Origin of the sequence: Mesorhizobium sp. Primo-A (assembly GCF_003997175.1) — a bacterium.
Classification (GTDB): domain Bacteria; phylum Pseudomonadota; class Alphaproteobacteria; order Rhizobiales; family Rhizobiaceae; genus Mesorhizobium; species Mesorhizobium ciceri.
In genome coordinates this window covers 1-20,859 of record NZ_RZTG01000009.1, presented here as the reverse complement: position 1 = coordinate 20,859, position 20,859 = coordinate 1, and the positions used below count along the sequence as shown (strand labels likewise).

General features: G+C 63.4%; 20 protein-coding genes. 11 read left to right on the top strand and 9 right to left on the bottom strand.

What is annotated here, in order from left to right; translation table 11 throughout:
- Positions 1-57: 57 nt before the first annotated feature.
- Both EOC83_RS17445 and EOC83_RS17440 read left to right on the top strand, forming a co-directional pair.
- Positions 58-1,341: a cystathionine gamma-synthase family protein gene (locus EOC83_RS17445; protein ID WP_063168500.1), complete on the top strand. Its 1,284-nt coding sequence runs from the start codon at positions 58-60 to the stop codon at positions 1,339-1,341.
- 153 nt (positions 1,342-1,494) lie between these two features.
- Positions 1,495-1,935 (top strand): CHRD domain-containing protein, encoded by a 441-nt coding sequence (locus EOC83_RS17440; protein WP_013530918.1) that lies wholly within the window; start codon positions 1,495-1,497, stop codon positions 1,933-1,935.
- 211 nt (positions 1,936-2,146) lie between these two features.
- On the opposite strand, the gene EOC83_RS17430 is transcribed toward EOC83_RS17440, so the two are convergent.
- From EOC83_RS17430 to EOC83_RS17420, 3 genes are all read right to left on the bottom strand, one after another.
- Positions 2,147-3,796: a thiamine pyrophosphate-binding protein gene (locus tag EOC83_RS17430; protein WP_063168499.1), complete on the bottom strand. Its 1,650-nt coding sequence runs from the start codon at positions 3,794-3,796 to the stop codon at positions 2,147-2,149.
- Positions 3,793-4,968 (bottom strand): CaiB/BaiF CoA-transferase family protein, encoded by a 1,176-nt coding sequence (locus EOC83_RS17425; RefSeq protein ID WP_063168498.1) that lies wholly within the window; start codon positions 4,966-4,968, stop codon positions 3,793-3,795. The genes EOC83_RS17430 and EOC83_RS17425 overlap by 4 nt, the downstream gene beginning before the upstream one ends.
- Before the next feature lie 99 nt (positions 4,969-5,067).
- Positions 5,068-6,000 carry an alpha/beta hydrolase gene (locus tag EOC83_RS17420; protein ID WP_063168497.1) on the bottom strand — a complete coding sequence of 311 codons (933 nt, stop codon included), beginning with the start codon at positions 5,998-6,000 and terminating at the stop codon, positions 5,068-5,070.
- 183 nt (positions 6,001-6,183) lie between these two features.
- On the opposite strand from EOC83_RS17420, the gene EOC83_RS17415 reads away from it, so the two are divergent.
- The 4 genes from EOC83_RS17415 (at position 6,184) to EOC83_RS17400 (ending at position 11,080) form a co-directional block, all read left to right on the top strand.
- Entirely contained in the window at positions 6,184-7,191 is a 1,008-nt protein-coding gene (locus EOC83_RS17415) for a ribonuclease (protein ID WP_063170270.1), read from the top strand.
- Between the two features lie 164 nt (positions 7,192-7,355).
- On the top strand, positions 7,356-9,005 hold the full coding sequence (gene ettA / locus EOC83_RS17410) for an energy-dependent translational throttle protein EttA (protein ID WP_013530923.1): 1,650 nt from the start codon (positions 7,356-7,358) through the stop codon (positions 9,003-9,005).
- Positions 9,006-9,048: 43 nt separating this feature from the next.
- Complete coding sequence (tam, locus tag EOC83_RS17405) at positions 9,049-9,816, top strand: trans-aconitate 2-methyltransferase (RefSeq protein WP_063168496.1); 768 nt, start codon at positions 9,049-9,051, stop codon at positions 9,814-9,816.
- A 142-nt stretch (positions 9,817-9,958) separates the two neighbouring features.
- Positions 9,959-11,080: a beta-ketoacyl-ACP synthase III gene (locus EOC83_RS17400; RefSeq protein ID WP_027160654.1), complete on the top strand. Its 1,122-nt coding sequence runs from the start codon at positions 9,959-9,961 to the stop codon at positions 11,078-11,080.
- A 10-nt stretch (positions 11,081-11,090) separates the two neighbouring features.
- Here the strand turns inward: EOC83_RS17400 and EOC83_RS17395 are convergent, their stop codons facing one another.
- Positions 11,091-11,657, bottom strand: a complete 567-nt coding sequence (locus EOC83_RS17395; protein WP_063168495.1) for an isoprenylcysteine carboxylmethyltransferase family protein — start codon at positions 11,655-11,657, stop codon at positions 11,091-11,093.
- A gap of 197 nt (positions 11,658-11,854) precedes the next feature.
- Here EOC83_RS17395 and EOC83_RS17390 point away from each other — a divergent pair, with 197 nt between their 5' ends.
- Positions 11,855-12,472, top strand: coding sequence for an MOSC domain-containing protein (locus EOC83_RS17390; protein ID WP_063168494.1), 618 nt, complete (start codon positions 11,855-11,857; stop codon positions 12,470-12,472).
- A 47-nt stretch (positions 12,473-12,519) separates the two neighbouring features.
- Here EOC83_RS17390 and EOC83_RS17385 read toward each other — a convergent pair whose 3' ends face one another.
- A complete protein-coding gene (locus EOC83_RS17385; protein WP_063170269.1) occupies positions 12,520-13,359 on the bottom strand; it encodes an SDR family oxidoreductase in 840 nt (279 codons plus the stop codon).
- Positions 13,360-13,488: 129 nt separating this feature from the next.
- Positions 13,489-14,454: a D-amino acid aminotransferase gene (locus EOC83_RS17380; protein ID WP_063168493.1), complete on the bottom strand. Its 966-nt coding sequence runs from the start codon at positions 14,452-14,454 to the stop codon at positions 13,489-13,491.
- Positions 14,455-14,612: 158 nt separating this feature from the next.
- Between EOC83_RS17380 and EOC83_RS17375 the strand changes: the two genes are divergently transcribed.
- Positions 14,613-15,110 (top strand): hypothetical protein, encoded by a 498-nt coding sequence (locus EOC83_RS17375; RefSeq protein WP_063168492.1) that lies wholly within the window; start codon positions 14,613-14,615, stop codon positions 15,108-15,110.
- A 6-nt stretch (positions 15,111-15,116) separates the two neighbouring features.
- Here the strand turns inward: EOC83_RS17375 and EOC83_RS17370 are convergent, their stop codons facing one another.
- Together EOC83_RS17370 and tsaA are read right to left on the bottom strand one after the other, a co-directional pair.
- Entirely contained in the window at positions 15,117-15,431 is a 315-nt protein-coding gene (locus EOC83_RS17370) for a DUF2293 domain-containing protein (protein ID WP_013530931.1), read from the bottom strand.
- Positions 15,428-15,967, bottom strand: coding sequence for a tRNA (N6-threonylcarbamoyladenosine(37)-N6)-methyltransferase TrmO (gene tsaA / locus EOC83_RS17365; protein ID WP_063168491.1), 540 nt, complete (start codon positions 15,965-15,967; stop codon positions 15,428-15,430). Before tsaA ends, EOC83_RS17370 begins: the two co-directional genes overlap by 4 nt.
- Before the next feature lie 122 nt (positions 15,968-16,089).
- Here tsaA and EOC83_RS17360 point away from each other — a divergent pair, with 122 nt between their 5' ends.
- Together EOC83_RS17360 and metF are read left to right on the top strand one after the other, a co-directional pair.
- Complete coding sequence (locus EOC83_RS17360; protein WP_013530933.1) at positions 16,090-17,112, top strand: metalloregulator ArsR/SmtB family transcription factor; 1,023 nt, start codon at positions 16,090-16,092, stop codon at positions 17,110-17,112.
- A complete protein-coding gene (metF, locus tag EOC83_RS17355) occupies positions 17,109-18,026 on the top strand; it encodes a methylenetetrahydrofolate reductase [NAD(P)H] (protein ID WP_013530934.1) in 918 nt (305 codons plus the stop codon). Before EOC83_RS17360 ends, metF begins: the two co-directional genes overlap by 4 nt.
- A gap of 439 nt (positions 18,027-18,465) precedes the next feature.
- Here the strand turns inward: metF and EOC83_RS17350 are convergent, their stop codons facing one another.
- Positions 18,466-19,383: a DMT family transporter gene (locus EOC83_RS17350; RefSeq protein WP_063168490.1), complete on the bottom strand. Its 918-nt coding sequence runs from the start codon at positions 19,381-19,383 to the stop codon at positions 18,466-18,468.
- A 208-nt stretch (positions 19,384-19,591) separates the two neighbouring features.
- Here EOC83_RS17350 and EOC83_RS17345 point away from each other — a divergent pair, with 208 nt between their 5' ends.
- The gene (locus EOC83_RS17345) at positions 19,592-20,812 is read left to right on the top strand and encodes an alanine racemase (protein ID WP_063168489.1); all 1,221 of its coding nucleotides are present in this window, start codon (positions 19,592-19,594) and stop codon (positions 20,810-20,812) included.
- Positions 20,813-20,859: the final 47 nt, after the last annotated feature.

Sequence of the window (20,859 nt, the reverse complement as noted above, 5' to 3'; positions counted from 1 at the left end):
GGAACGAGATCGCATAAATTGCCGTTCACTATTTCAGTCGAACAGGCAGGAAAAGCCATGACCGCGCCACGCCCGTCGAAAACCCATATCGGCAACCACAAGCTCCACCCGGAGACGCTGATGCTGAGCTATGGCTTCGATCCGCAGCTTTCGGAGGGCGCCGTCAAGCCGCCGGTGTTCCTGACCTCGACCTTCGTGTTCAAGTCGGCGGAGGAGGGACGCGACTTCTTCGACTACACCTCCGGCAGGAAGGAGCCGCCGAGCGGCACCGCCTCCGGCCTGGTCTATTCGCGCTTCAATCATCCCAACAGCGAGATCGTCGAGGACCGGCTGGCGATCTATGAGGGGACGGATGCCTGCATCCTGTTTTCATCGGGCATGTCGGCGATCGCCACGACGCTGCTCGCCTATGCCCGTCCGGGCGACGTCATCCTGCATTCGCAGCCACTCTACGGCGGCACGGAGACGCTTTTGACGCGCACGCTCTCCGGTTTCGGCATCGGTGCTGTCGGTTTCGCGGATGGCGTGGACGAGCCGGCGGTGCGCACGGCCGCCGACGCGGCCGTCGCGAAAGGCCGCGTGTCGGTCATCCTGATCGAGACGCCGTCAAACCCGACCAACAGCCTGGTCGACCTCGCGCTGATGCGCAAGATCGCCGACGAGATCGGCGCGAGCCAAGGGTCAACGCCGATCATCGTGTGCGACAACACATTGCTGGGTCCGGTGTTCCAGCGGCCGATCGAACATGGTGCCGACGTGTCGGTTTATTCGCTGACCAAATATGTCGGCGGCCATTCCGACCTGATCGCGGGTGCCGCCATGGGCAGCAAGGCTATCACCAAGCCGATCAAGGCGCTGCGCGGCGCGATCGGCACGCAGCTCGACCCGCATTCCTGCTGGATGCTCGGCCGCTCGCTGGAGACGCTGTCGATCCGCATGGAGCGGGCCAACGACAATGCTCGCCTGATCGCCGAATTCCTGCGCGACCACGCCAAGGTCGACAAGGTGCACTACCTGCCGTTTCTGGGCGAGAATACGCCGGCCGGCCGCGCCTACAGGGCGCAATGCAGCGGCGCCGGATCAACCTTCTCCTTCGACATCAAGGGCGGGGAGAAGGCGGCTTTCGCCTTCCTCAACGGATTGCAGATCTTCAAGCTGGCGGTGAGCCTCGGCGGAACGGAATCGCTGGCCAGTCACCCCGCGGCCATGACCCATTCGGGCATTCCCTTCGAGGTGCGCCAGCGCATCGGCGTGCTGGAGACCACGGTCAGGCTGTCGATCGGCGTCGAGCATCCGGACGATCTGATCGCCGACCTGACGCAGGCGCTGGCGGCGGTCTGACCGCTATCGCTGAAGCCGGACAGGACGGCCCTAGGATCTCTATACGTCATCACAAAAACGTGTGGTTGGATACATTGTGCCGCCAGGCCGTTCCGTTGGCGCATGCGCGCGCCGGGGAGCCGCGACGCGTGCACAGTCAATCGGAGGTTCTTCATGCGCACCCAATCCTTCTTACCGGCGCTGTCGGCGCTGGCCATTTCGACCGCTTTCCTGTTCGCATCGCCCGCCCTGGCAGCCATGGAAAAGTTCAAGGCGACACTAGACGGCAGCCAGCAGAGCCCGCCCGTCACCACGAAGGGTAAGGGCACAGCCACTTTCACCTTCGACACGACCAAGAAGAAGCTCAACTGGAACGTCAAATATTCCGGCCTCAGCGGACCGGCGACGGCCGCGCATATCCATGGCCCTGCGGCGATGGGTGAAAACGCCGACCCTGTCATCCCGTTCAAAAAACTCAAGAGCCCGATCAAGGGGTCGGAGACGCTCACTGATGCCCAGGCGGCTGACCTTGAGGCCGGCAAGTATTACGTCAACGTCCACACCAAAGCGAACCCGAATGGGGAGGTCCGCGGCCAGATCGAGAAGGCGAAGTAGCTGACCGTTGAAGGTTGGCAGGACAGCGCCCCCCTCTGTCCTGCCGGACATCTCCCCCTCAAGGGGGGAGATCGAATGTACTTCGGGTTTCGCCAATCGCCAGTGTTGGAAGAAGGGCGAGACGACGAAACTGCCAATCTCCCCCCTTGAGGGGGAGATGCCCGGCAGGGCAGAGGGGGCGTGAAGGAACTCGACTTGCCCCGGTCGGCCCTCAAACCTTGTCGCGGATCTGGGTCATCGTCCGGGTCGGGGTGATCGCTTCGGGGTCGAGCCTGATCTCGACGATCGCCGGCTTGCCGCTGGCGCGGGCGCGTTCGAAGGCCGGGGCGAAGTCCGCCGTCTTCTCAACCGTTTCGCCATGGCCGCCATAGGCGCGGGCGAGAGCCGCGAAATCGGGGTTCTTGAGGTCGGTGGCCACCACGCGGCCGGGATATTCGCGCTCCTGATGCATGCGGATGGTGCCGTAGATGCCGTTGTTGACGACGACGACGACGATCGGCAGGTCGTATTGCACGGCAGTGGCGAATTCCTGCCCGTTCATCAGGAAGCAGCCGTCGCCGGCGAAAGCGACCACGGTGCGCTCTGGAAACAGCTCTTTGGCGGCGACTGCCGCAGGCGTGCCATAGCCCATCGAGCCTGACGTCGGCGCACCTTGAGTGGCGAAGCGGCGGAAGCGATGGAAACGATGCACCCAGGTGGCATAATTGCCGGCGCCGTTGGTGAGGATGGCGTCGTCGGGCAGCATCTTTTCGAGATAGTTCATGATCGGGCCCATCTGGACCGGGCCGGGGCCGCTTTCGGGTGGTGTCGACCAGTCGAGATAGGCGGCATGCAGCTTTGGCGTCTCGGCTGCCCAGACGGGTGCGGAGGCCGGCTTGCGTTTGGCGAAAGCGTCGACGAAGGCGGACGGCGAGGCGTTGATAGCCAATGCCGGCCTGTAAACGCGGCCGAGCTCGCCGGAATCGGCATGGACATGGACCAGTGTCTGGGCCGGGTAGGGGCTTTTCAGCAGCGTGTAGTCCGAGGAGGGCATTTCGCCCATGCGGCCGCCGATCAGCAGCACGAGGTCGGCCTGCTTGATCGCTGTGGCCAGCTTCGGGTTGATGCCTATGCCGACATCGCCGGCATAGTTCGGATGCAGATGATCGAACAGCATCTGGCGGCGGAAGGAACAGCCGACCGGCAGCGACCAGGCCTCGGCGATCGCGCGCATTTGTGCAACCGCCTCGGCGTCCCAGCGCGTGCCGCCAAGGATGACGAAAGGCCGCTTGGACTTGGCCAGCAATTTCTCAAGCGCATCGAGTTCGGCTTCCCCGGGCCGCGTTTCGACCGGTGTGTGCGGCAAGGCGACGGGCGCTTCAACGACACTGGTCAGCATGTCTTCGGGCAGCGAGATCACCACTGGGCCGGGACGGCCCGATGTCGCCACGGCGAAGGCGCGGGTGACGAATTCTGGGATGCGCGAGGCGTCGTCGATCTCGACTACCCATTTGGCGATGTCGCCGAAGAACCTCTTGTAATCCACCTCCTGGAAAGCCTCGCGCTCTTTGGCGTGGCCGGCGACCTGGCCGATGAACAGGATGACGGGTATCGAATCCTGCATGGCGATGTGGATGCCGGCCGAGGCATTGGTGGCGCCGGGGCCGCGGGTGACGAAGCAGATGCCGGGCTTGCCGGTCAGGCGGCCGTGGCAATCGGCCATCATGGCGGCACCGCCTTCCTGGCGGCAGACGATGGTGCGGATCGCTGAATCGTGCAGCGCGTCGAGCACCGCCAGATAGGATTCACCGGGCACGCAGTAGATGCGGTCGGTGCCGTTGGCTTCGAGAGCGTCGACGATGAGTTGTCCGCCAGTCTTCATTGTCCAGACTTCTCCAGTTCGGCAAGGATTTCTTGGGTGTGCTCGCCCAGGCGCGGCGAGGGGCGCTCATAGACCAGCGGCGTGCCCGACATCACCATCGGCGCGCGCACCGAAGGCAGAAGATTGCCATGGCCGTCGTCCAGGTCGAGCCGCATGCCGCGCGCGATCGTCTGCGGGTCGGCGAACATCTGGCCGATCGTGTTGATCGGGCTCGCCGGCACGCTGGCCGCTTCGAGCTTTGCCAGCAGCGGATCGCGGTCAAAAACCTTCAGCGCCTCGACCATGCGTTCGCGCAACTTGGCCCGGTTGGCGACCCGGGCGGGATTGGTGGCGAAGTCGGGATTGGCAGGCAGGTCGTCCAGCCCGACGGCAGCGCAGAATTTGGCGAACTGGCCGTCATTGCCCACCGCCAGGATGATGTGCCCATCCCGGACCGGCACCACCTCGTAGGGGGCGATGTTCATATGCGCATTGCCCATCTGCACCGGCGATTTGCCGGAGACGAGATAGTTCAAATTCTGGTTGCCGAGCGCCGAGATCTGGGTGTCGAAAAGCGCCATGTCGACATGCTGACCGTCGCCGGTCTGCTCGGCATGGCGCAGTGCTGCCTGGATGGCGATGACCGAATAAAGGCCGGTGAAGATGTCCGAGATGGCAACGCCCGCCTTTTGCGGCTCGCGGCCGACCTCGCCGGTGATCGACATCATGCCGGCCATGGCCTGGATGATGAAGTCGTAGCCGGCGCGCGGTGCGTACGGACCGTCCTGGCCGAAACCGGTGATCGAGCAGTAGACGAGGCGCGGGTTGATCTTGCGCAGGCTGTCATAGTCGAGGCCGTATTTCTTCAGGCCGCCGAGCTTGAAGTTCTCGATCAGCACGTCCGAAGTGGCGACCAGCCGGCGCACCGTCTCGGCGCCTTCCGGGGTCGAGAAATCGATGGCGATGGAGCGCTTGCCGCGATTGCAGGAATGGTAATAGGCGGCCGACAGGTTCTCGCCGTCCTTGCCCATGACGAAGGGCGGGCCCCATTTGCGGGTGTCGTCGCCGCCATCGGGGCTCTCGACCTTGATGACATCGGCGCCGAGATCGGCAAGCAACTGCCCGGCCCATGGCCCGGCAAGGATGCGGGCGAGTTCGACGACGCGGACGCCTTTCAGCGGGGGCTCAGCCATGGATCACCGTGGTTGCCGCAATCACTGCGATTGCTGCGAAAGCAGAGCCTCTATCAAGCCCTGCAACGGCTGTCACGGCTCTTGCAATGGGCCAATCCGTCACGCTTTGAGGACTTCGTCGGCCCAGGCGGCGAAATCATCCATGATAATGTCGCGATTCACCTCGTTCAGGCTTTCGTGGCGGGTGTCGGCGTAAACCTTTGAAACCAGATTCGAAAAGCCCATCTTGCGCATGCGATTGGCAAGATGGGTGATCCCTTTGCCATAGTCGGAAGCCGGATCCTTCTCGCCGCCGACGATGCTGACGGGCAGGTCGCGCCGGATACCGGCAAAGCCGGCATCCTTGCCACCGTTCAGCGCCATACCGACGACGTCGCGCCACATCGACACCGAAGCGTCCCAGCCGCACAAGGGATCGGCAATGTATTTCGCCACTTCCGCTTCGTCGCGCGACAGCCAGTCGAACAGCGTGCGGTGATTGGGCACCGCCTTGCCCCAGGCCTGGAAGGTGAGTTTCGGCAGCAGGCGCGATGGCACGTCGGAGCCGAGCCGCATCCGTTCCCAGGCAAGGATGCCGAGCGCAAGCTGCCCAAGCGGGCCTTGGGAGAAATTGCCGTTCCAGATTGCTGCCGCGTGAACGCGTGGCGAGTGGCGCAACAGGTAGTTCAGCGCCACCGACGCACCCATCGAATGGCCAAACAGGATGACCGGTCTGTTTGGCCGTTCGCGGGCGATGAGATCATGGATGACGTCGACGTCGGCGATCACCTTGGCGGCACCGTCCCTGTCGGCGAACCTGCCGAGCGGAGCGTCGGACGCCTTGGTCGCGCCGTGGCCGCGATGATCGTGGACATAGACGTCGAAACCGCGCGAGCCAAGAAAATCGGCAAAGCGGGCATAGCGCGCTGCGTGCTCGGCTAGCCCGTGATTGATCTGGACGACGGCGCGTGCCCGGCCATCGGCCTGCCTGACGAAAAGATTGAGCTCGGCACCGGTCGGCGAGGCAACCACGCGCTGCTGGCTGAATGACATGCCGCCTGGTCCCGCCCTTGCTTTTGTCGTCGTTGGCTTTGTTTGCGCCGGCCCACATTATGCGTCAATCCGGCAAACCCGCTTTTCGCGACGATGTTTCTTGCGTTCGGTCAGCAAAATATCGCAATTCTGACATGGAGACAGCTTCAGTCTGTCGCCCACTTCTTCAGCCGGGGATTCTCCATGCGCATCGGTGTCGTTTTCGGATTGGCCATGTTGGCGGCGTCGCTGGCCGGGGCCGCGCATGCCGACGTGAAGATGAGCGGCAGCTTCGTCGCCGACGCCGCCTGTCCGGCGACGCAAGCGATCAAGAACGGCAAGAACCCCGGCAATGTCTCGACCGATGCCGGGCAGAGCTATCAGTTGCTTGCCGGCAACAAGGAGACGCCGACGCATTATCTCATCCTGGTGCCGGGCGCCGATCCGGAGCGCCGCTGGGTGAAGGTCAGCTGCGGCCATGTTTCCGGCAGCAGCGCGGCGACCGTGCCGGCCGCGCCTGACGGGCAAGGCAAGCCGGCGGCATCGGGGAAGCCCGAATACGTCTTCGCGCTGAGCTGGCAGCCGGCGTTTTGCGAGACAAAGTCGAACAAGACCGAATGCAGGGCACAAAGTGCCGGCGATTTCGACGCCACGCATTTCACCTTGCACGGCCTGTGGCCGCAGCCGAATGGCAATTTCTATTGCCAGGCGACGGCGAGCGACAAGGCCAACGACAATCCGGCCCACTGGAAAGACCTGCCGCCGGTCAATCTTGACGCCAACACCCGCACGGAACTCGATCAGGTGATGCCTGGAACGGCCTCCCATCTCGAACGGCATGAATGGATCAAGCACGGCACCTGCTACGGCAAGAGCCAGCAGGACTATTTCTCCGATGCGCTGAATTTGATGCGCGCGGTGAACAGTTCGCCGGTGCGCGATCTCTTTGCCAAAAACATCGGCGGCAAGCTAACGGCCGACCAGATCCGCGGCGCTTTCGACACTGCCTTCGGGGCGGGAGCAGGGGACCGCGTGCGCGTTTCCTGCGTCATCGATCCGTCGAGCGGCAGGCGGCTGATCGGCGAACTGACGCTCGGCCTCGCCGGCCCGATCGGCCCAAACAGCGCGCTCAAGGACCTGCTGCTGGCTTCGGTGCCGACCAACAAGGCAGGCTGCCCGACCGGCACCGTCGACGCTATCGGGTTCCAGTAAGGGCGGCTGAACGGCGCCCAGACTGCACGAGCAGCGGTCCAAGCTTGTCCGTGTGATTGGCCTGATCTGGCAAAAGCGATTGCCGTTCGCCGCCGCATCGCCTACATAGCGGCCAACCTCCATTCAATTCGACAAATCCAGTCGGTTTTTCAGGGAAAGCGCGCGTGGCACGCCAGTTCATCTATCACATGGCCGGCCTCAACAAGGCCTATGGCACCAAGAAGGTGCTCGAGAATGTCCATCTCTCCTTCTATCCGGACGCCAAGATCGGCATCCTCGGCCCCAACGGTTCGGGCAAGTCGACGATCCTCAAGATCATGGCTGGGCTCGACAAGGAGTGGAACGGCGAAGCGTGGCTCGCCGAAGGCGCCACTGTCGGCTACCTGGCGCAGGAGCCGGCGCTCGATCCGGACAAGACCGTGTTCGAAAACATCATGGAAGGCGTCGCCGCCAAGACCGCCATCATCGAGCGCTACAACGAATTGATGATGAACTATTCCGACGAGACGGCCGACGAGTCGGCCAAGCTCCAGGACGAGATGGACCGGCTGAACCTATGGGACCTCGAACAGCAGGTCGAGATGGCGATGGAAGCGCTGGGCTGCCCGCCCAAGGATTCGGAAGTCACCAAGCTTTCGGGCGGCGAGCGCCGCCGCGTCGCGCTTTGCCAGCTTTTGCTGCGCCAGCCCGACCTTCTGCTGCTCGACGAACCGACCAACCATCTCGACGCCGAAACCACGGCATGGCTGGAAAAGCATCTGCGTGCCTATCCGGGCGCCGTGATGATCATCACCCACGATCGCTACTTCCTCGACAACGTCACCGGCTGGATCCTGGAACTCGATCGCGGCCGCGGCATTCCCTATGAGGGCAACTACACCAAATACCTCGAAGCCAAGGCCAAGCGGCTCAAGCAGGAAGGCCGCGAGGACGATGCCCGCCAGCGCGCCATCGGCCGCGAGCGCGAATGGATCCAGTCGAGCCCGAAGGCCCGCCAGACCAAGTCCAAGGCGCGTATCCAGGCGTTCCAGGACCTTTTGGATGCAGCCGACAAGCGGCGTCCGAGCGATACGCAGATCGTCATCCCGCACGGCGAGCGGCTCGGCAATGTCGTGATCGAGGCGGAAGGCCTGTCGAAGGGCTTTGGTGACACGCTGCTCATCGACGGCCTGGAATTCAAGCTGCCGCCCGGCGGCATCGTCGGCGTCATCGGCCCGAACGGCGCCGGCAAGACGACACTGTTTCGCATGATCACCGGCCAGGAAAAGCCGGATGCGGGTTCTGTGCGCGTCGGCGAAACGGTGAAGCTCGGCTATGTCGACCAGAGCCGCGATGCTCTCGATCCGTCGAAGACGGTGTGGGAAGAGATTTCCGGCGGCGCAGAAGTGGTCAAGCTCGGCAAGTTCGAGGCCAACACGCGCGCCTATTGCGCGTCGTTCAACTTCCGTGGCGGCGACCAGCAGCAGAAGGTCGGCAACCTCTCCGGCGGCCAGCGCAACCGCGTGCATTTGGCCAAGATGTTGAAGACCGGCGGCAATGTGCTGCTGCTCGACGAACCGACCAACGATCTCGATACCGAAACGCTGGCCGCACTCGAAGACGCGCTGGAAAATTTCGGTGGCTGCGCGGTCATCATCTCGCACGATCGCATGTTCCTCGACCGCCTGGCGACGCACATCCTCGCCTTCGAGGGCGACAGCCATGTCGAATGGTTCGAGGGCAATTTCGAGGATTACGAGCAGGACAAGATCCGCCGCCTCGGGCCGGATGCCGTCAACCCGCACCGCATGACCTACAAGAGGCTGACGCGGTAGGGGGGGTTCCGGGCGGCGATCTCAACCGGCATGAGGAGCTCAAATGGCTGATTGGTCCGCCGCCCAATATCTGAAATTCGAAGACGAGCGCACGCGGCCCGCGCGGGATCTTGTGGCGCAGGTGCCCGTCGACTTTCCACGCCGGGTCGTCGACATCGGCTGCGGGCCGGGCAACTCGACCGAACTGCTTGTCGAGCGCTGGCCGGATGCTGAGGTGAGCGGCTTCGACACTTCGCCCGACATGATCGAGAAGGCGCGGGCTCGCTTGCCCGAGGTCACCTTTGATCTGGCCGATGCCTCCAAATGGCAGCCGGCGGAGCCGGTCGACGTGATTTTTGCCAATGCGGTGTTCCAGTGGCTGCCCGAGCATCCCGCAGTCTTCCAGCGGCTGATGGGTTTCCTCGCGCCAGGCGGCGCGCTTGCCATCCAGATGCCCGACAATCTGGGCGAGGACTCCCACCGCCTGATGCGCGAGACCGCCGCCGAATTGCCGTTTGCCGAAAAGCTCAAGGGCGCGGCACGCGGGCCGTTGCCGCCGGTGTCGTCCTACTATGACCTCCTGTCGCCGCTCAGTGATCGGCTGGATATCTGGCATACCATCTACAACCACCCGCTTGCCGACGCGCAGGCGATCGTCGAATGGGTGAAGTCGACGGGCCTGAAACCGTTCCTCGATCCGCTGGATTCCGACGAACGGGCGATGTTCCTCGAAAGCTACACGGCCAAGATCGCCAAGGCCTATCCGAAAACGGCTAGCGGCAAGGTGCTTTTGCGCTTTCCACGCATCTTCATCGTTGCCAAGCGGGCCTGATTATCCATGTTGCACGAGGACCAGTCCGGCCTAAACCTTTGGTTTAAGCCGGCGTAAACCGCCGCGGTGAGAAAACTGTTGCGCCGGAGCGTTCCGGCGCCCACATGAAGCCCGCAACGCCTGCGGATGGGACGGACTGGACATGCATCGCGTCATCATCAGCGGCATCGGCGTTGAAATCCCTGAAGCCACAATCACCAATGAAGAGCTGGTGGCCAGCTTCAATGCCTGGGTCGACGCGGAGAATGCGCGCCGCCTGGGCACCGACGAGCCGCCGCTGGCGAAATCGGATAGCGACTTCATCGTCCACGCTTCGGGCGTGCGCACCCGTCATGTCATCGAGCGCGAAGGCATTCTCGACCCGACCCGCATGTCGCCGCGCATTCCGGCTCGGCCCGACGATGCGCTGTCGCTCGAAGCCGAGTTCGGCATCGCCTCGGCGAAGAAGGCTCTCGAGCATGCGGGGCTACAGCCGTCGGATATAGACCTGGTGATCTGCTCGGCCTCGCATCACCAGCGGCCCTATCCGGCGATCGCCATCGAAATGCAGGAGGCGCTGGGCACGAAGGGCGCAGGCTTCGACATGGGGCTCGGCTGTTCTTCGGCGGCGGCGGCCTTGCACATCGCCGTCAATTTGGTGCGGTCGGGCGCGCACAAGCGCATTCTGGTGACGACGCCCGAGATCATCACCGGCCATCTCAATTTCCGCGACCGGCAGACGCATTTCATTTTCGGCGACGCTTCGGTGTCGATGGTGGTCGAAGGCCTGGCCAAGGGCGACAAGCGGCCGGGGCGCTTCGAGGTGCTCGACACGCGCATCTGGACGCAGATGTCGAACAACATCCGCACCAATCTGGGCTACCATACCCGCACCGCCCAGGATGATCCCTACATGATCAATCTGGAAGGCAACCTGATCAAGCAGGTCGGCAACAAGGTGTTCAAGGAAGTCACCGTCGCCGGGCAGAAATTCATCGTCGAATTCCTCGCCGAGCACGGGCTGACGCCGCAGGCGATCAGGCGCTTCTGGCTGCATCAGGCCAATGCGCGGATGAATGCGATGATCCTGAAGCTGTCGTTCGGCCACGAGGTCGATCACGACCGCGCGCCAATGGTGCTGGAGCGGCTGGGCAACACGGCGGGCGCCGGGGCCATCGTCGCGCTGTCGGAGAACCACGCCGATATGAAGCCGGGCGATTTCGGTCTGATCTGCGCCTTCGGCGCGGGCTATTCGATCGGCGGCGCGCTGCTGAGAATGCTTTGAGGCTGCCGCGTCATGCTGGTGCGAACGGCACCAGCATCGGAACGCGCGCGGCATAGTCGTCATAGGCGCTGCCCAGTTCGCCGCGCAGGAAATTTTCTTCCAGCCTGGCTTTCGTCACGATGCCGATGATGAGCAGCGCGGTTCCGGCTATGCCCCACATGGTGCCCTTGGCTGCCATGGTGGCGAGGATCGCCAGCAGCAATCCGGTGTAGATCGGATGCCGGACAAGGCCATACGGGCCGGTGTTGACGACACGGTGCCCGGCCTTGGCGGTGATGGTGCCCGACCACAGCCTGCCGAGATGCAGGCGCGCCCACCAGGCAAAGGCGATGCCGATGGCGATCAGGGCGACACAGATCCAGGCTTCGGGGAGATCAGGCATCCACAGCCTGAGCCGGCCTTCATAGCCGTGCGCCGGAATGAACAGCAGCACCGCGCCGGCTATCCAGAGACCCCGATAGCGGGCCTCCGCCTTGAACCCGGCGCGCTTCTGGGCAGGGTCGGACCACAAAGCGGCGACGGCCCAGCTTCCTGCCCAGATCAACCAAAGCAACGTGATTGCCGTCACAGGTCGCATGATCAGCCTCCGCAAACCGTCTGGACGTCACTATGAAACCGGCACCGCGCGCCGGCAATGCGGTGCGAGATCGATGACAGGTAAGAAAAGCGTGATCGCGATCCTATCGGTGCTGTTGATCGGACGATCAGCACTTTCGACTGGACGCCGCGAAGCGCGCCCGGCTAATTCGCTGGATGACGAATAGAAAGAACGCCATGCCGGATCTCTTCCCCGAGGCTGAAAAGCCGGTTGAAATCATTGCCGCGCGAAAGCTTGCCGCCAGGGCGGCAGCGCTTTACGTGGCGCCGGCGGATCATTTTCAGACGCGCCCGGTGGACGAATTGCGGCTGGGTTTCGACGGCATTTCAGGCGATTTCCATGCCGGGCCGACACGGCGCTCGGGCGGGCGCGAGCCCTGGTATCCGCGCGGCACTGAAATGCGCAACGAACGGCAGCTGTCGATCGTGGCAGCGGATGAACTCGCCATCGTCGCCGAGCGCATGCGCCTGGCCGAGATCAGGCCGGAGTGGATCGGCGCCAATCTTGTGATCGAAGGGGTGCCGAACCTCTCCATGCTGCCGGCCGGCACGCTGCTGTTCTTCAAGGGCGGCGTGACAGTCAAGGTCGACGCGCAGAATGGTCCGTGCCGCATCGCCGGCCGGTCGATCGCGGAGAACGCCGGAATGGCCGACGTCGAAGCCGGCGCTCTGCTGTTCCCGAAAGCGGCGAAGCGGCTGCGCGGCATTGTCACCTGGGTAGAGAAGCCAGGCACGGTTAGGGCAGGCGAAGAGATATCGCTGCGCGTGCCGGAGCAGTGGATTTATCAAGCCTGAGGGCCGGCTACGCCGCCCATGGAGCGGCGCAGCAAAAGCGCTGGACTTCAGCCCTTGCGGTTCTTCTTCACGCCTTGCGCCATGATGGAAACGTCGTCCCACTTCTCCCAGGTGGCAATGCGGTTGGCGTATTCCTGCTTGATCATCGGCAGGCCGCCATCGCCGAAGAATACCCGCAGCGGCGGCTCGGCGGCGTCGACAATGGCCAGCATGGCCGGCCCGGTGGCGTCTGGATCGCCGGCGACCGAATTGGCGCGGCGCTCGGCCATCTTGGCACGGGCGGGCGCATAGGCCTCGATCGGTTGGGATACCTTGGCCGACGGCCCGGCCCAGTCGGTGGAGAAACCGCCCGGCTCGACCAGCGTCACATGGATGCCGAATTCCGCGACCTCGATGCTGAGCGACTGGCTGAAGGCCTCCAGCGCCCATTTCGAGGCGTGGTAGAGGCCGAGCGAGGCAAAGGCATTGACGCCGCCGATCGACGAGATCTGGATGATGTGGCCGGAACGCTGTGCCCGCATGATCGGCAGTGCGGCCTGAGTGACCCACAGAGCGCCGAAGACATTGGTTTCGATCTGGTCGCGAGCTTCCTGTTCGCTGACCTCCTCGATGGCGCCGAAATGGCCGTAGCCGGCATTGTTGATGACGACGTCGAGCCGGCCAAAACGCTTGTGCGCCTCGGCGACAGCGGCATCGACGGCTTTCTTGTCGGTGACGTCGAGCTTTATCGCGGCAATCCTGTCGCCGTATTTCTCGACGAGATCGGCGAGGGTGCCAGCATCGCGGGCGGTTGCCGCGACGCGGTCGCCTCGGGCGAGTGCAGCCTCGGCCCAGACGCGGCCAAAGCCCTTCGACGATCCGGTGATGAACCAAACCTTGTTTGTCATGATCTTGGAGTCCTTGCCCCTGCGGGCGTGATTTTGGATGAAAGCGGAGGCTTCTCCGCTTTCGGGCATATACGGTCGATCCTCTGATTTTCCAGAGGCGACGGGAATCTTTTGACAAAGACGCCTGAATTATCGGAGATAATTCACCTGAGACGACCAGGCCGGGTCCTCGTGCTTTTGCCAGTAGCGCGCCATCAGCCGGCTGGTGATCGGTCCGACCTTGCCATTGGCGATCGCCGCGCCGTCGATCTCCGTCACCGGCATGATGCCGCCCGCAGTGGAGGTGATGAATACCTCGTCGGCCTCGCGCAATGCGGTGACGCTGAGATCGGTCGCCGTGGCGGCAAGGCCTTCTTCTGCACAGAGATCGAAGACGGTGCGGCGGGTGACGCCGGGCAGCACGCCGGTGGCCGGCGTCGACAGTTTGCCGTCCTTGACGCAGAAGACGTTGAAGCCCGGGCCTTCGGCGACATTGCCGTTGAAGTCGAGGAGCAACGCGGTCTCTGCACCGCGGTCATAGGCATCGTAGAGGCCGCGCACCAGATCGAGCCAGTGGTAATTCTTGATCGCCGGGTCGATCGAGGCCGGCGGAATACGCATCTTGTCGCTGATGGCGACGCGCAGGCCGCGCTGCAGCTGCTCGGCATTGGCGACCGAGCCGAACGGCACGGCGAAGGCCATGAAGCGGTTGACCGCCTGGCGCGGGTCGCGGCTGAAGGTCGGAGAGGCGCCGCGCGTGCACAGCATTTCGACATAGGCGGCGCGATGACCGGACAGCGCTACGCAATTGTGCAAGATTTCGGTCACGCCGTCGCGGTCGAAGGGAATGGTCATGCGCAGCTTTTCCAGCCCGCCGAGGAAGCGGTCGAGATGCAGATCGAGGCGGAAGAAGCGGCCGTTCCAGACATGCACGGTGTCGTAGGTTGCGTCGGAATGCAGAAAACCCCAGTCCAGCACCGAGATCTTGGCCTGCGACATCGGCAGGTATTGGCCGTCGAGAAAGGCGATGCCGTCGGGGTAGGAATGCGGGTCGACATGGCGGTCGCCAACCACGGGCAGTTGCTTCTCGTCCTGTGTCGTCGCCGTGTGGCTCATTGGGGCTTCCTGTCACGCAAGGCAAGATCAGTAGGCTATCGGCGCTGGGCAGAAGGCATAGAGCCACCCGCCCGGTGCTGTTCGGCCTCGATGACGATCTCGTCGATACATTGGATCGGAATTGCCTTAGATTGCGCGCTCTGAACGGGAGGGGGAAGATGGGCAGGCTTGGGGCCGTCATAGCAGCCATGACGATGTTCGCCGCTGCGGGCGAAGCCAGCGCCCAGTGCGCGCGCGAAGGCGATGAATTGTGCCAGGGCGGGCAGACCTATCGCTGCGAGAAAACCGGCAGCGAATTGACACCGATCTTCCAGAACCTGCCTTGCGCGGTGCCGTCGCTGAGCGGCACCTGGGTCGGCAGCGGCCATCAAAGCCCGGCGGGTGACGCCGGGGCCGACTGGCCGATCGCCATGACCATCAACGATGGCAGCGCGTCGATCGACTATCCGTCACTCGGTTGCGGCGGATCGCTGTCACAGACGTCCAGTGACGGCATTTCGGCGGAATACCACGAGAGCATCACCTACGGTCAGGACAAATGCGTCGACGGCGGCAACATCACCGTCAGGTTTTTCAAGGGAAATCTGTCCTGGACCTGGATCGGCCAGGCCGATGGTCAGCCCTATAATGCGGTCGCAGTGCTTAAGCGGAAGTAGCCGTGGTCATTCCTCCTCGTCATCCGCGTCGAGCAGGCGCGTCGCGCGCCAGCGAGTGAGCACGACGTTGGTCTGCTCGATGACGAAGAAACGCGCCGAGTCGCGGTCGTAACCTTCGCTCAGCAGTTTCTCGTAATCTGTGTGCATGTGGCGGATATGGGCAATCGTCGCCAGCCATACGGCGATGCCTGGTGGCAAGGTCTTCATGTGGACCGCGCCGGCGTCGCCGCGGATCTTCTCCATGTCGGCATAGGGTGCCAGCGGCAGAAGTGCTGTCAGCGCCTTGGCGATGGCGCGGCGGCGACCGGTGGGCGCCGTCATCGCCGAACCCCGTTGGGCTCGTCGCGCCCTTCGATGGTCGCCTCGGCAATGGCGTCGGTCGAGGCGAAATAAGGTTTGATGTCGATGACCGGAGTGCCGTCGAGCACGTCGATGGCGTCGAGATCGATGCGGCCGGTGTTTTGGTCGAGCCCGACGAGCCTGGCCACATGCAGCCCGATTGGGTTGGGGCGGGCAGGGGAGCGCAGCGAAAATACGCCTTTTGCTTCGGCCGCATGGCGTGGTTTCTGCACAATCAGGTCCCGCGGCGCGTGATGCAGCCAGGACAGGATGATGACGTGGCTGGCGCGCTCCAGCCCCCGTAAGCCATTTCGGTAGGGCGCGTCGATGGTCAGCACTGCCTTCTGCCCGGTCTCGCGCGCGGCGCGCATGTTCTTCGGGCAGGTTTCGCGCGTCGTCCACGGCGAGGCAATGCGGCCGATGAAGACGATGCCGTCATCCGGCGGCATCAGTGCGGGATCGTTTTCCAGCCTCTGCTCGCCTTCGCGGGCCTCGAACATCTCACGCGGTCCAGTCATGGCCCATGTCTCTTAAAACGCCACACAAGCGGCATTTTCTTGTCCGGAAGCGACATAGCGCTTGCAAGGTTTCGAAAACTGACATAAACATATGTTTATATCTTTTCAAAGAGAATACGCTGATGCATGTCTCGCTCGACACTATGGTGGATACGTTAAAGGCGGCGGCCGAATCCAGCCGATTGCGCATACTGGCACTTCTGTCGCGCGGTGACCTCACCGTTTCCGATCTTACCGAAATTCTCGGCCAGTCGCAGCCGCGCGTTTCGCGGCACCTGAAGCTGCTTCTGGAGGCAGGGCTGATCGGCCGCTACCAGGAAGGGTCCTGGGCCTTCTTCCGCCTGTCGGATGCGGATTCCGCGCGTGACTTCGTCATGGGCCTGGTTTCCGGCATTCGCGGCGCCGATCCGCAGGTCGAGCGCGATCTTGAGCGCCTGGCCTCGGTCAAGCGCAAGCGGCAGGACCGGGCGGTCGAGTATTTTTCCGTGAATGCGGCAAGCTGGGACCATATCCGCTCGCTTCATGTGCCGGACCGCGCCGTCGAAGCCGCAATGCTGAAACTGGTCGGCAAGCGGCCGTTCCAGTCGATGCTCGATCTCGGCACCGGCACCGGGCGGCTGCTCGAAATCTTCTCGCCGCTCTATCGGCGCGGTGTCGGGATCGACATGTCGCGCGAGATGCTGACCGTGGCGCGCGCCAATCTCGACAAGGCCGGCGTTTCGAACGCGCAGGTTCGGCAGGGCGACATCTTCGCGCCGCCGGTCGAGCGCGATGCCTTCGATCTCGTCACCATCCATCAGGTGCTGCACTATCTCGACGATCCCGCCCGCGCCATCCACGAGGCGGCGCGGCTTTTGCGTCCGGCAGGACGCCTGGTCATCGTCGATTTCGCGCCGCATGCGCTGGAATTCCTGCGCGAGGAGCATGCGCATATGCGGCTCGGCTTTTCCGACCGGCAGATCGCCGACTGGTTTTCGGAAGCCGGCCTCGATCTCGAAGATGCCCAGGAGTTCGAGCCGCGCGGTGGCAATGAGGCGAGGCTCACTGTGAAACTCTGGCTCGGCCGCGATCGGCGCCTGCTGATTGCCGATCCTTCCAACGACACAAGGCAGGCCAAAGCGAACTCGATGGGGGAAATCGCATGAACCAGTTCCGCTTTTCCCGCCGCCCCGACATCGGCGACAAGGTCAGGGTTTCCTTCGAATTCTTCCCGCCGAAGACGGACGAGATGGAAGCGAGGCTGTGGGAGACGGTCACAAGGCTGGAGCCGCTGAAGCCGAAATTCGTCTCGGTGACTTACGGCGCCGGCGGCTCGACACGGGAGCGCACCGCGCGCACTGTAAAGCGCATCCTGACGGAAACCGGTATTCCTGCAGCGGCGCATCTGACCTGCGTCGGGGCAACGCGCGACGAGGTCGATGCGGTCATCCAGGATTACAAATCGATCGGCATCAACCGGTTCGTGGCGCTGCGCGGCGACCCGGCCTCCGGCGTCGGCGAGCCCTACCGGCCGCATCCCGGTGGCTACGAGAATGGCGCGGAACTGGTCGCCGGGCTCAAGACGATCGCGGATTTCGACATCTCCGTCGCGGCTTATCCGGAAAAGCATCCGCAAAGCCCCGATTTCGCCACCGACATCGAGATGCTGAAGCGCAAGGTCGACAATGGCGCGACGCGGGCGATCACCCAGTTCTTCTTCGACAACGATCTCTACGAGCGCTATGTCGAGCGCGTTCGCCGCGCCGGCATCTACATCCCGATCGTGCCGGGCATCCAGCCGGTTCACAGTTTCAAGCAGGTCGCGAACTTTTCCGCGAGGGCGGGCGCGCATGTGCCCGGCTGGCTGGCGGAGCGTTTCGAAGGCCTCGACAAGGACCCGCAGACGCATGCGCTGGTGGCATCGGCGGTGGCAGCCGAACAGGTCATGGACCTGGTCGAGCGCGGTGTCGGCGATTTCCACTTCTACACCATGAACCGCGCCGATCTGGTCTTTGCCATCTGCCATATGATCGGTATTCGCTCGCACGAGGCGGCGGCCGCCGGATCAGCCGCGGCATGAGGTCGGGCTCAACAACAAAAGGCCGGGAAAAACCCGGCCTTTTGAATTGGTTGGACTATTTGGGTGCTGGTCTTCCCCGCTTTGGCGGTCAGGGAAGGAAGCCCATAATGAGGGCTCCGATAAAGGCGAACGCAGCACAGATCATCAATGCGTTGATAGGCCTCGTAAGTCCCATGACATAGCCTCCTCTTAAAGAGCTATGTCATGGAGTCTAGGTTCATTTGTGCCACAGGCAAGCGGAAAATGTGCTGCATTGCGACGTGATTGTGAAATCCGCGACATGTCTTTTGCCGTTAGGCTTTGAAACTCCTAGGCAAATACCGACTTCAGACCTGTGAATAAAATGTGGCCGGCTCGTGTCGCTGCCGTGTCATGGCAGCGCTACCGCCGCGAAAGTCGAATGCGACTTTCGCGGCGATGTGGGGGTTCAAAGGACGCGCTAACGTCTTCCAAGGACGCGCCCGTCGATGGTGATGAGGCCGAGCGCGATCAGCACCACCCCGCCGATTTCGAACAGCTCCAGCCGCTCGCCTAGGAACAGGAAGCCGAGCAGCATGGCGCTGGCCGGCACAACAAGCGTGACCAGCGAGGCGTTGGTAGCGCCCGCCGAGGCGACGAGGTTGAAATAGAGGATGTAGGCGACGGCTGTGGACAGAAGTGCCAGCGCCAGCACCGCCGCCCAGACCGGCGGCGAGGCCGAGAACAGGCCGGATGGGCCGTAGGTGAAGAGCACGATCGGGATCATGATGATGGTCGAAGCGGTCAACTGCCCGGTGGCGACGACCGGCGAGGGCACGCCCTTGAAGCGGCGGGCGACCATCAGCGCAATGCCATAGGACAGTGAAGCGCCGATCAGCGCGAATTTGGCCCAGACCGGGCCGCCGAGCCCGGCAAGCAGGCCGGGGCCGATCATGACGGCCGTACCGGCGATGCCGAGCGCAATGCCGGCGAGCTTGTTCCAGGAGAGCTTTTCGTCCGATGTCAGCGCATTGGCGAGAATCAATGTCCAGAACGGCGTCGTGGCGTTGAGCACCGAGGCGACGCCGGCGCCAAGCTCCGTCTGGCCGGCGAAGATCAGCGAAAAGGGCACCACATTGTTGGTGAGCGCCAGCAGGAAGAACAGGCCTGCATGCGGAAGCGCGAGGCGGAAGGACGGGCCGCACAGGCCGAGATAGATCTGTAGCGCGATCGCGGCGATGGCGACGCGAAACAGCACCAGCACCAGCGGGGGGAGTTCGGCCACCGCGATGCGGGCAAAGAAGAACGAGCCGCCCCAGATCGCGCCGAGCAGCAGGAGCTGCCCCCAGTCCTTGAGCACCATCGGCCCGCGCGGTGCTGATGTCGCGGCTATTGTCATGTGAGTCGCCCTCCCAGACGGCCTGAATGCCAGTCAGTCAGGCAGAAGCCATATCGGACTCAGTGACAAGAGCCACCCGAAACCTGATCGCTGGCAAACGTTGCTGGCAAAGACCCAGCGCCCCAGCGTCAGCCGCACGAGACACAGAATTGTTTTCATTAGCCGCTAGCTTGGATTAATTGTGCGCAGCCGAAGTGAGGATTCGTCCATGCAGCGATTCGAGAATGCCCGCGAGGCGGCACTGGCGCTTCGTCCGGACGATCCGGTCTATTGCTTCCGCCCGCAAGTGCTGATGGCGGATGCCAGGCAGTTCATGGGCATGTTCCCCGGCAAGACCGCCTATGCGGTCAAGACCAATGGCGAGCAGATCGTGCTGAAGACGCTGGTCGAAGCCGGCGTCAAGGCTTTCGACGTCGCTTCGCCGGGCGAGTTCGCCGCCGTGCGTGCCGTTTCCCCCGATGCCGAGATGCTCTACATGCACCCGGTCAAGGCGCAGTCGGACATCAAGCTGGCGCTGGAGAAATACGCCATCCGCGTCATTTCGCTCGATCATGAGGACGAGATCACCAAGCTGACGCGAGTGGTGCGGGCTCTCGACATCGATCCGGGCTCGATCAGCGTGTTCGTGCGGGTGCAGACCAAGGGGCATGCCGCCTACGAACTGTCGAAGAAGTTCGGCGCCGGGCCGGCGTATGCCGTCGAGCTCGCGGAGCGGCTGAGCCGTACCGGCTACAAGGTCGGCCTGTGCTTCCATGTCGGCAGCCAGATCGAGGATCCCGATACCTATGAGCGGGCGCTGGCTTCCGCCGACTGGGTGCGCAACCGGCTGACCTTCGATATTGCCGGGCTCGATGTCGGCGGCGGTTTCCCCGCCGAATACGGCCACGACCCTAACCGCAAGCAGATCGAGATGCCGTCGCTTGGCCAGATCATGTCGCGGCTGTCGGGCGATCTGAAGGAGTATCAGTTCGACCAGATGCCGCTGGTGGCTGAGCCCGGCCGGGTGATCGTGGCGCGCTGCCTGTCGTTGATCGTGCGGGTGCTGCTGCGCAAGGGCAAGCGGCTCTACATCAATGACGGCATCTGGGCATCGCTGTCGGATTCATGGACCGGCAAGATCACGCTGCCGGCGCGCTTCATTCCCGACCCGGCGATCCGCTCGCGCAATGGCGAGGAGAAGAACATCGTGCCGTTCAAGGTCTGCGGCGCGACCTGCGATTCCGTCGACATCCTGTCGCGGCCGTTCTGGCTGCCGGAAACGGTCGATACCGGCGACTGGATCGAGATCGGCCATATCGGCGCGTATTCGCTGTCGCTGAGGACCCGCTTCAACGGCTTCTATCCCGACACCTTCGTCGAGGTGACGACGCCGTTCGACGAGGGCGACGCGCCACAGGGTTTTGCCAGTTTGGAGACGATGGCGGATTGAGGGGAATAAGGCAGTAGGGGAATAGGGGAATAGGGGAATAGGGGAAT

Bases quoted from the DNA above. Each gene is read 5' to 3' on its own strand.
- EOC83_RS17445 (WP_063168500.1), top strand. From the start codon at position 58: ATGACCGCGCCACGCCCGTCGAAAACCCATATCGGCAACCACAAGCTC.
- EOC83_RS17440 (WP_013530918.1), top strand. From the start codon at position 1,495: ATGCGCACCCAATCCTTCTTACCGGCGCTGTCGGCGCTGGCCATTTCG.
- EOC83_RS17430 (WP_063168499.1), bottom strand. From the start codon at position 3,796: ATGAAGACTGGCGGACAACTCATCGTCGACGCTCTCGAAGCCAACGGC.
- EOC83_RS17425 (WP_063168498.1), bottom strand. From the start codon at position 4,968: ATGGCTGAGCCCCCGCTGAAAGGCGTCCGCGTCGTCGAACTCGCCCGC.
- EOC83_RS17420 (WP_063168497.1), bottom strand. From the start codon at position 6,000: ATGTCATTCAGCCAGCAGCGCGTGGTTGCCTCGCCGACCGGTGCCGAG.
- EOC83_RS17415 (WP_063170270.1), top strand. From the start codon at position 6,184: ATGCGCATCGGTGTCGTTTTCGGATTGGCCATGTTGGCGGCGTCGCTG.
- tam (WP_063168496.1), top strand. From the start codon at position 9,049: ATGGCTGATTGGTCCGCCGCCCAATATCTGAAATTCGAAGACGAGCGC.
- EOC83_RS17400 (WP_027160654.1), top strand. From the start codon at position 9,959: ATGCATCGCGTCATCATCAGCGGCATCGGCGTTGAAATCCCTGAAGCC.
- EOC83_RS17395 (WP_063168495.1), bottom strand. From the start codon at position 11,657: ATGCGACCTGTGACGGCAATCACGTTGCTTTGGTTGATCTGGGCAGGA.
- EOC83_RS17390 (WP_063168494.1), top strand. From the start codon at position 11,855: ATGCCGGATCTCTTCCCCGAGGCTGAAAAGCCGGTTGAAATCATTGCC.
- EOC83_RS17385 (WP_063170269.1), bottom strand. From the start codon at position 13,359: ATGACAAACAAGGTTTGGTTCATCACCGGATCGTCGAAGGGCTTTGGC.
- EOC83_RS17380 (WP_063168493.1), bottom strand. From the start codon at position 14,454: ATGAGCCACACGGCGACGACACAGGACGAGAAGCAACTGCCCGTGGTT.
- EOC83_RS17375 (WP_063168492.1), top strand. From the start codon at position 14,613: ATGGGCAGGCTTGGGGCCGTCATAGCAGCCATGACGATGTTCGCCGCT.
- EOC83_RS17370 (WP_013530931.1), bottom strand. From the start codon at position 15,431: ATGACGGCGCCCACCGGTCGCCGCCGCGCCATCGCCAAGGCGCTGACA.
- tsaA (WP_063168491.1), bottom strand. From the start codon at position 15,967: ATGACTGGACCGCGTGAGATGTTCGAGGCCCGCGAAGGCGAGCAGAGG.
- EOC83_RS17360 (WP_013530933.1), top strand. From the start codon at position 16,090: ATGCATGTCTCGCTCGACACTATGGTGGATACGTTAAAGGCGGCGGCC.
- metF (WP_013530934.1), top strand. From the start codon at position 17,109: ATGAACCAGTTCCGCTTTTCCCGCCGCCCCGACATCGGCGACAAGGTC.
- EOC83_RS17350 (WP_063168490.1), bottom strand. From the start codon at position 19,383: ATGACAATAGCCGCGACATCAGCACCGCGCGGGCCGATGGTGCTCAAG.
- EOC83_RS17345 (WP_063168489.1), top strand. From the start codon at position 19,592: ATGCAGCGATTCGAGAATGCCCGCGAGGCGGCACTGGCGCTTCGTCCG.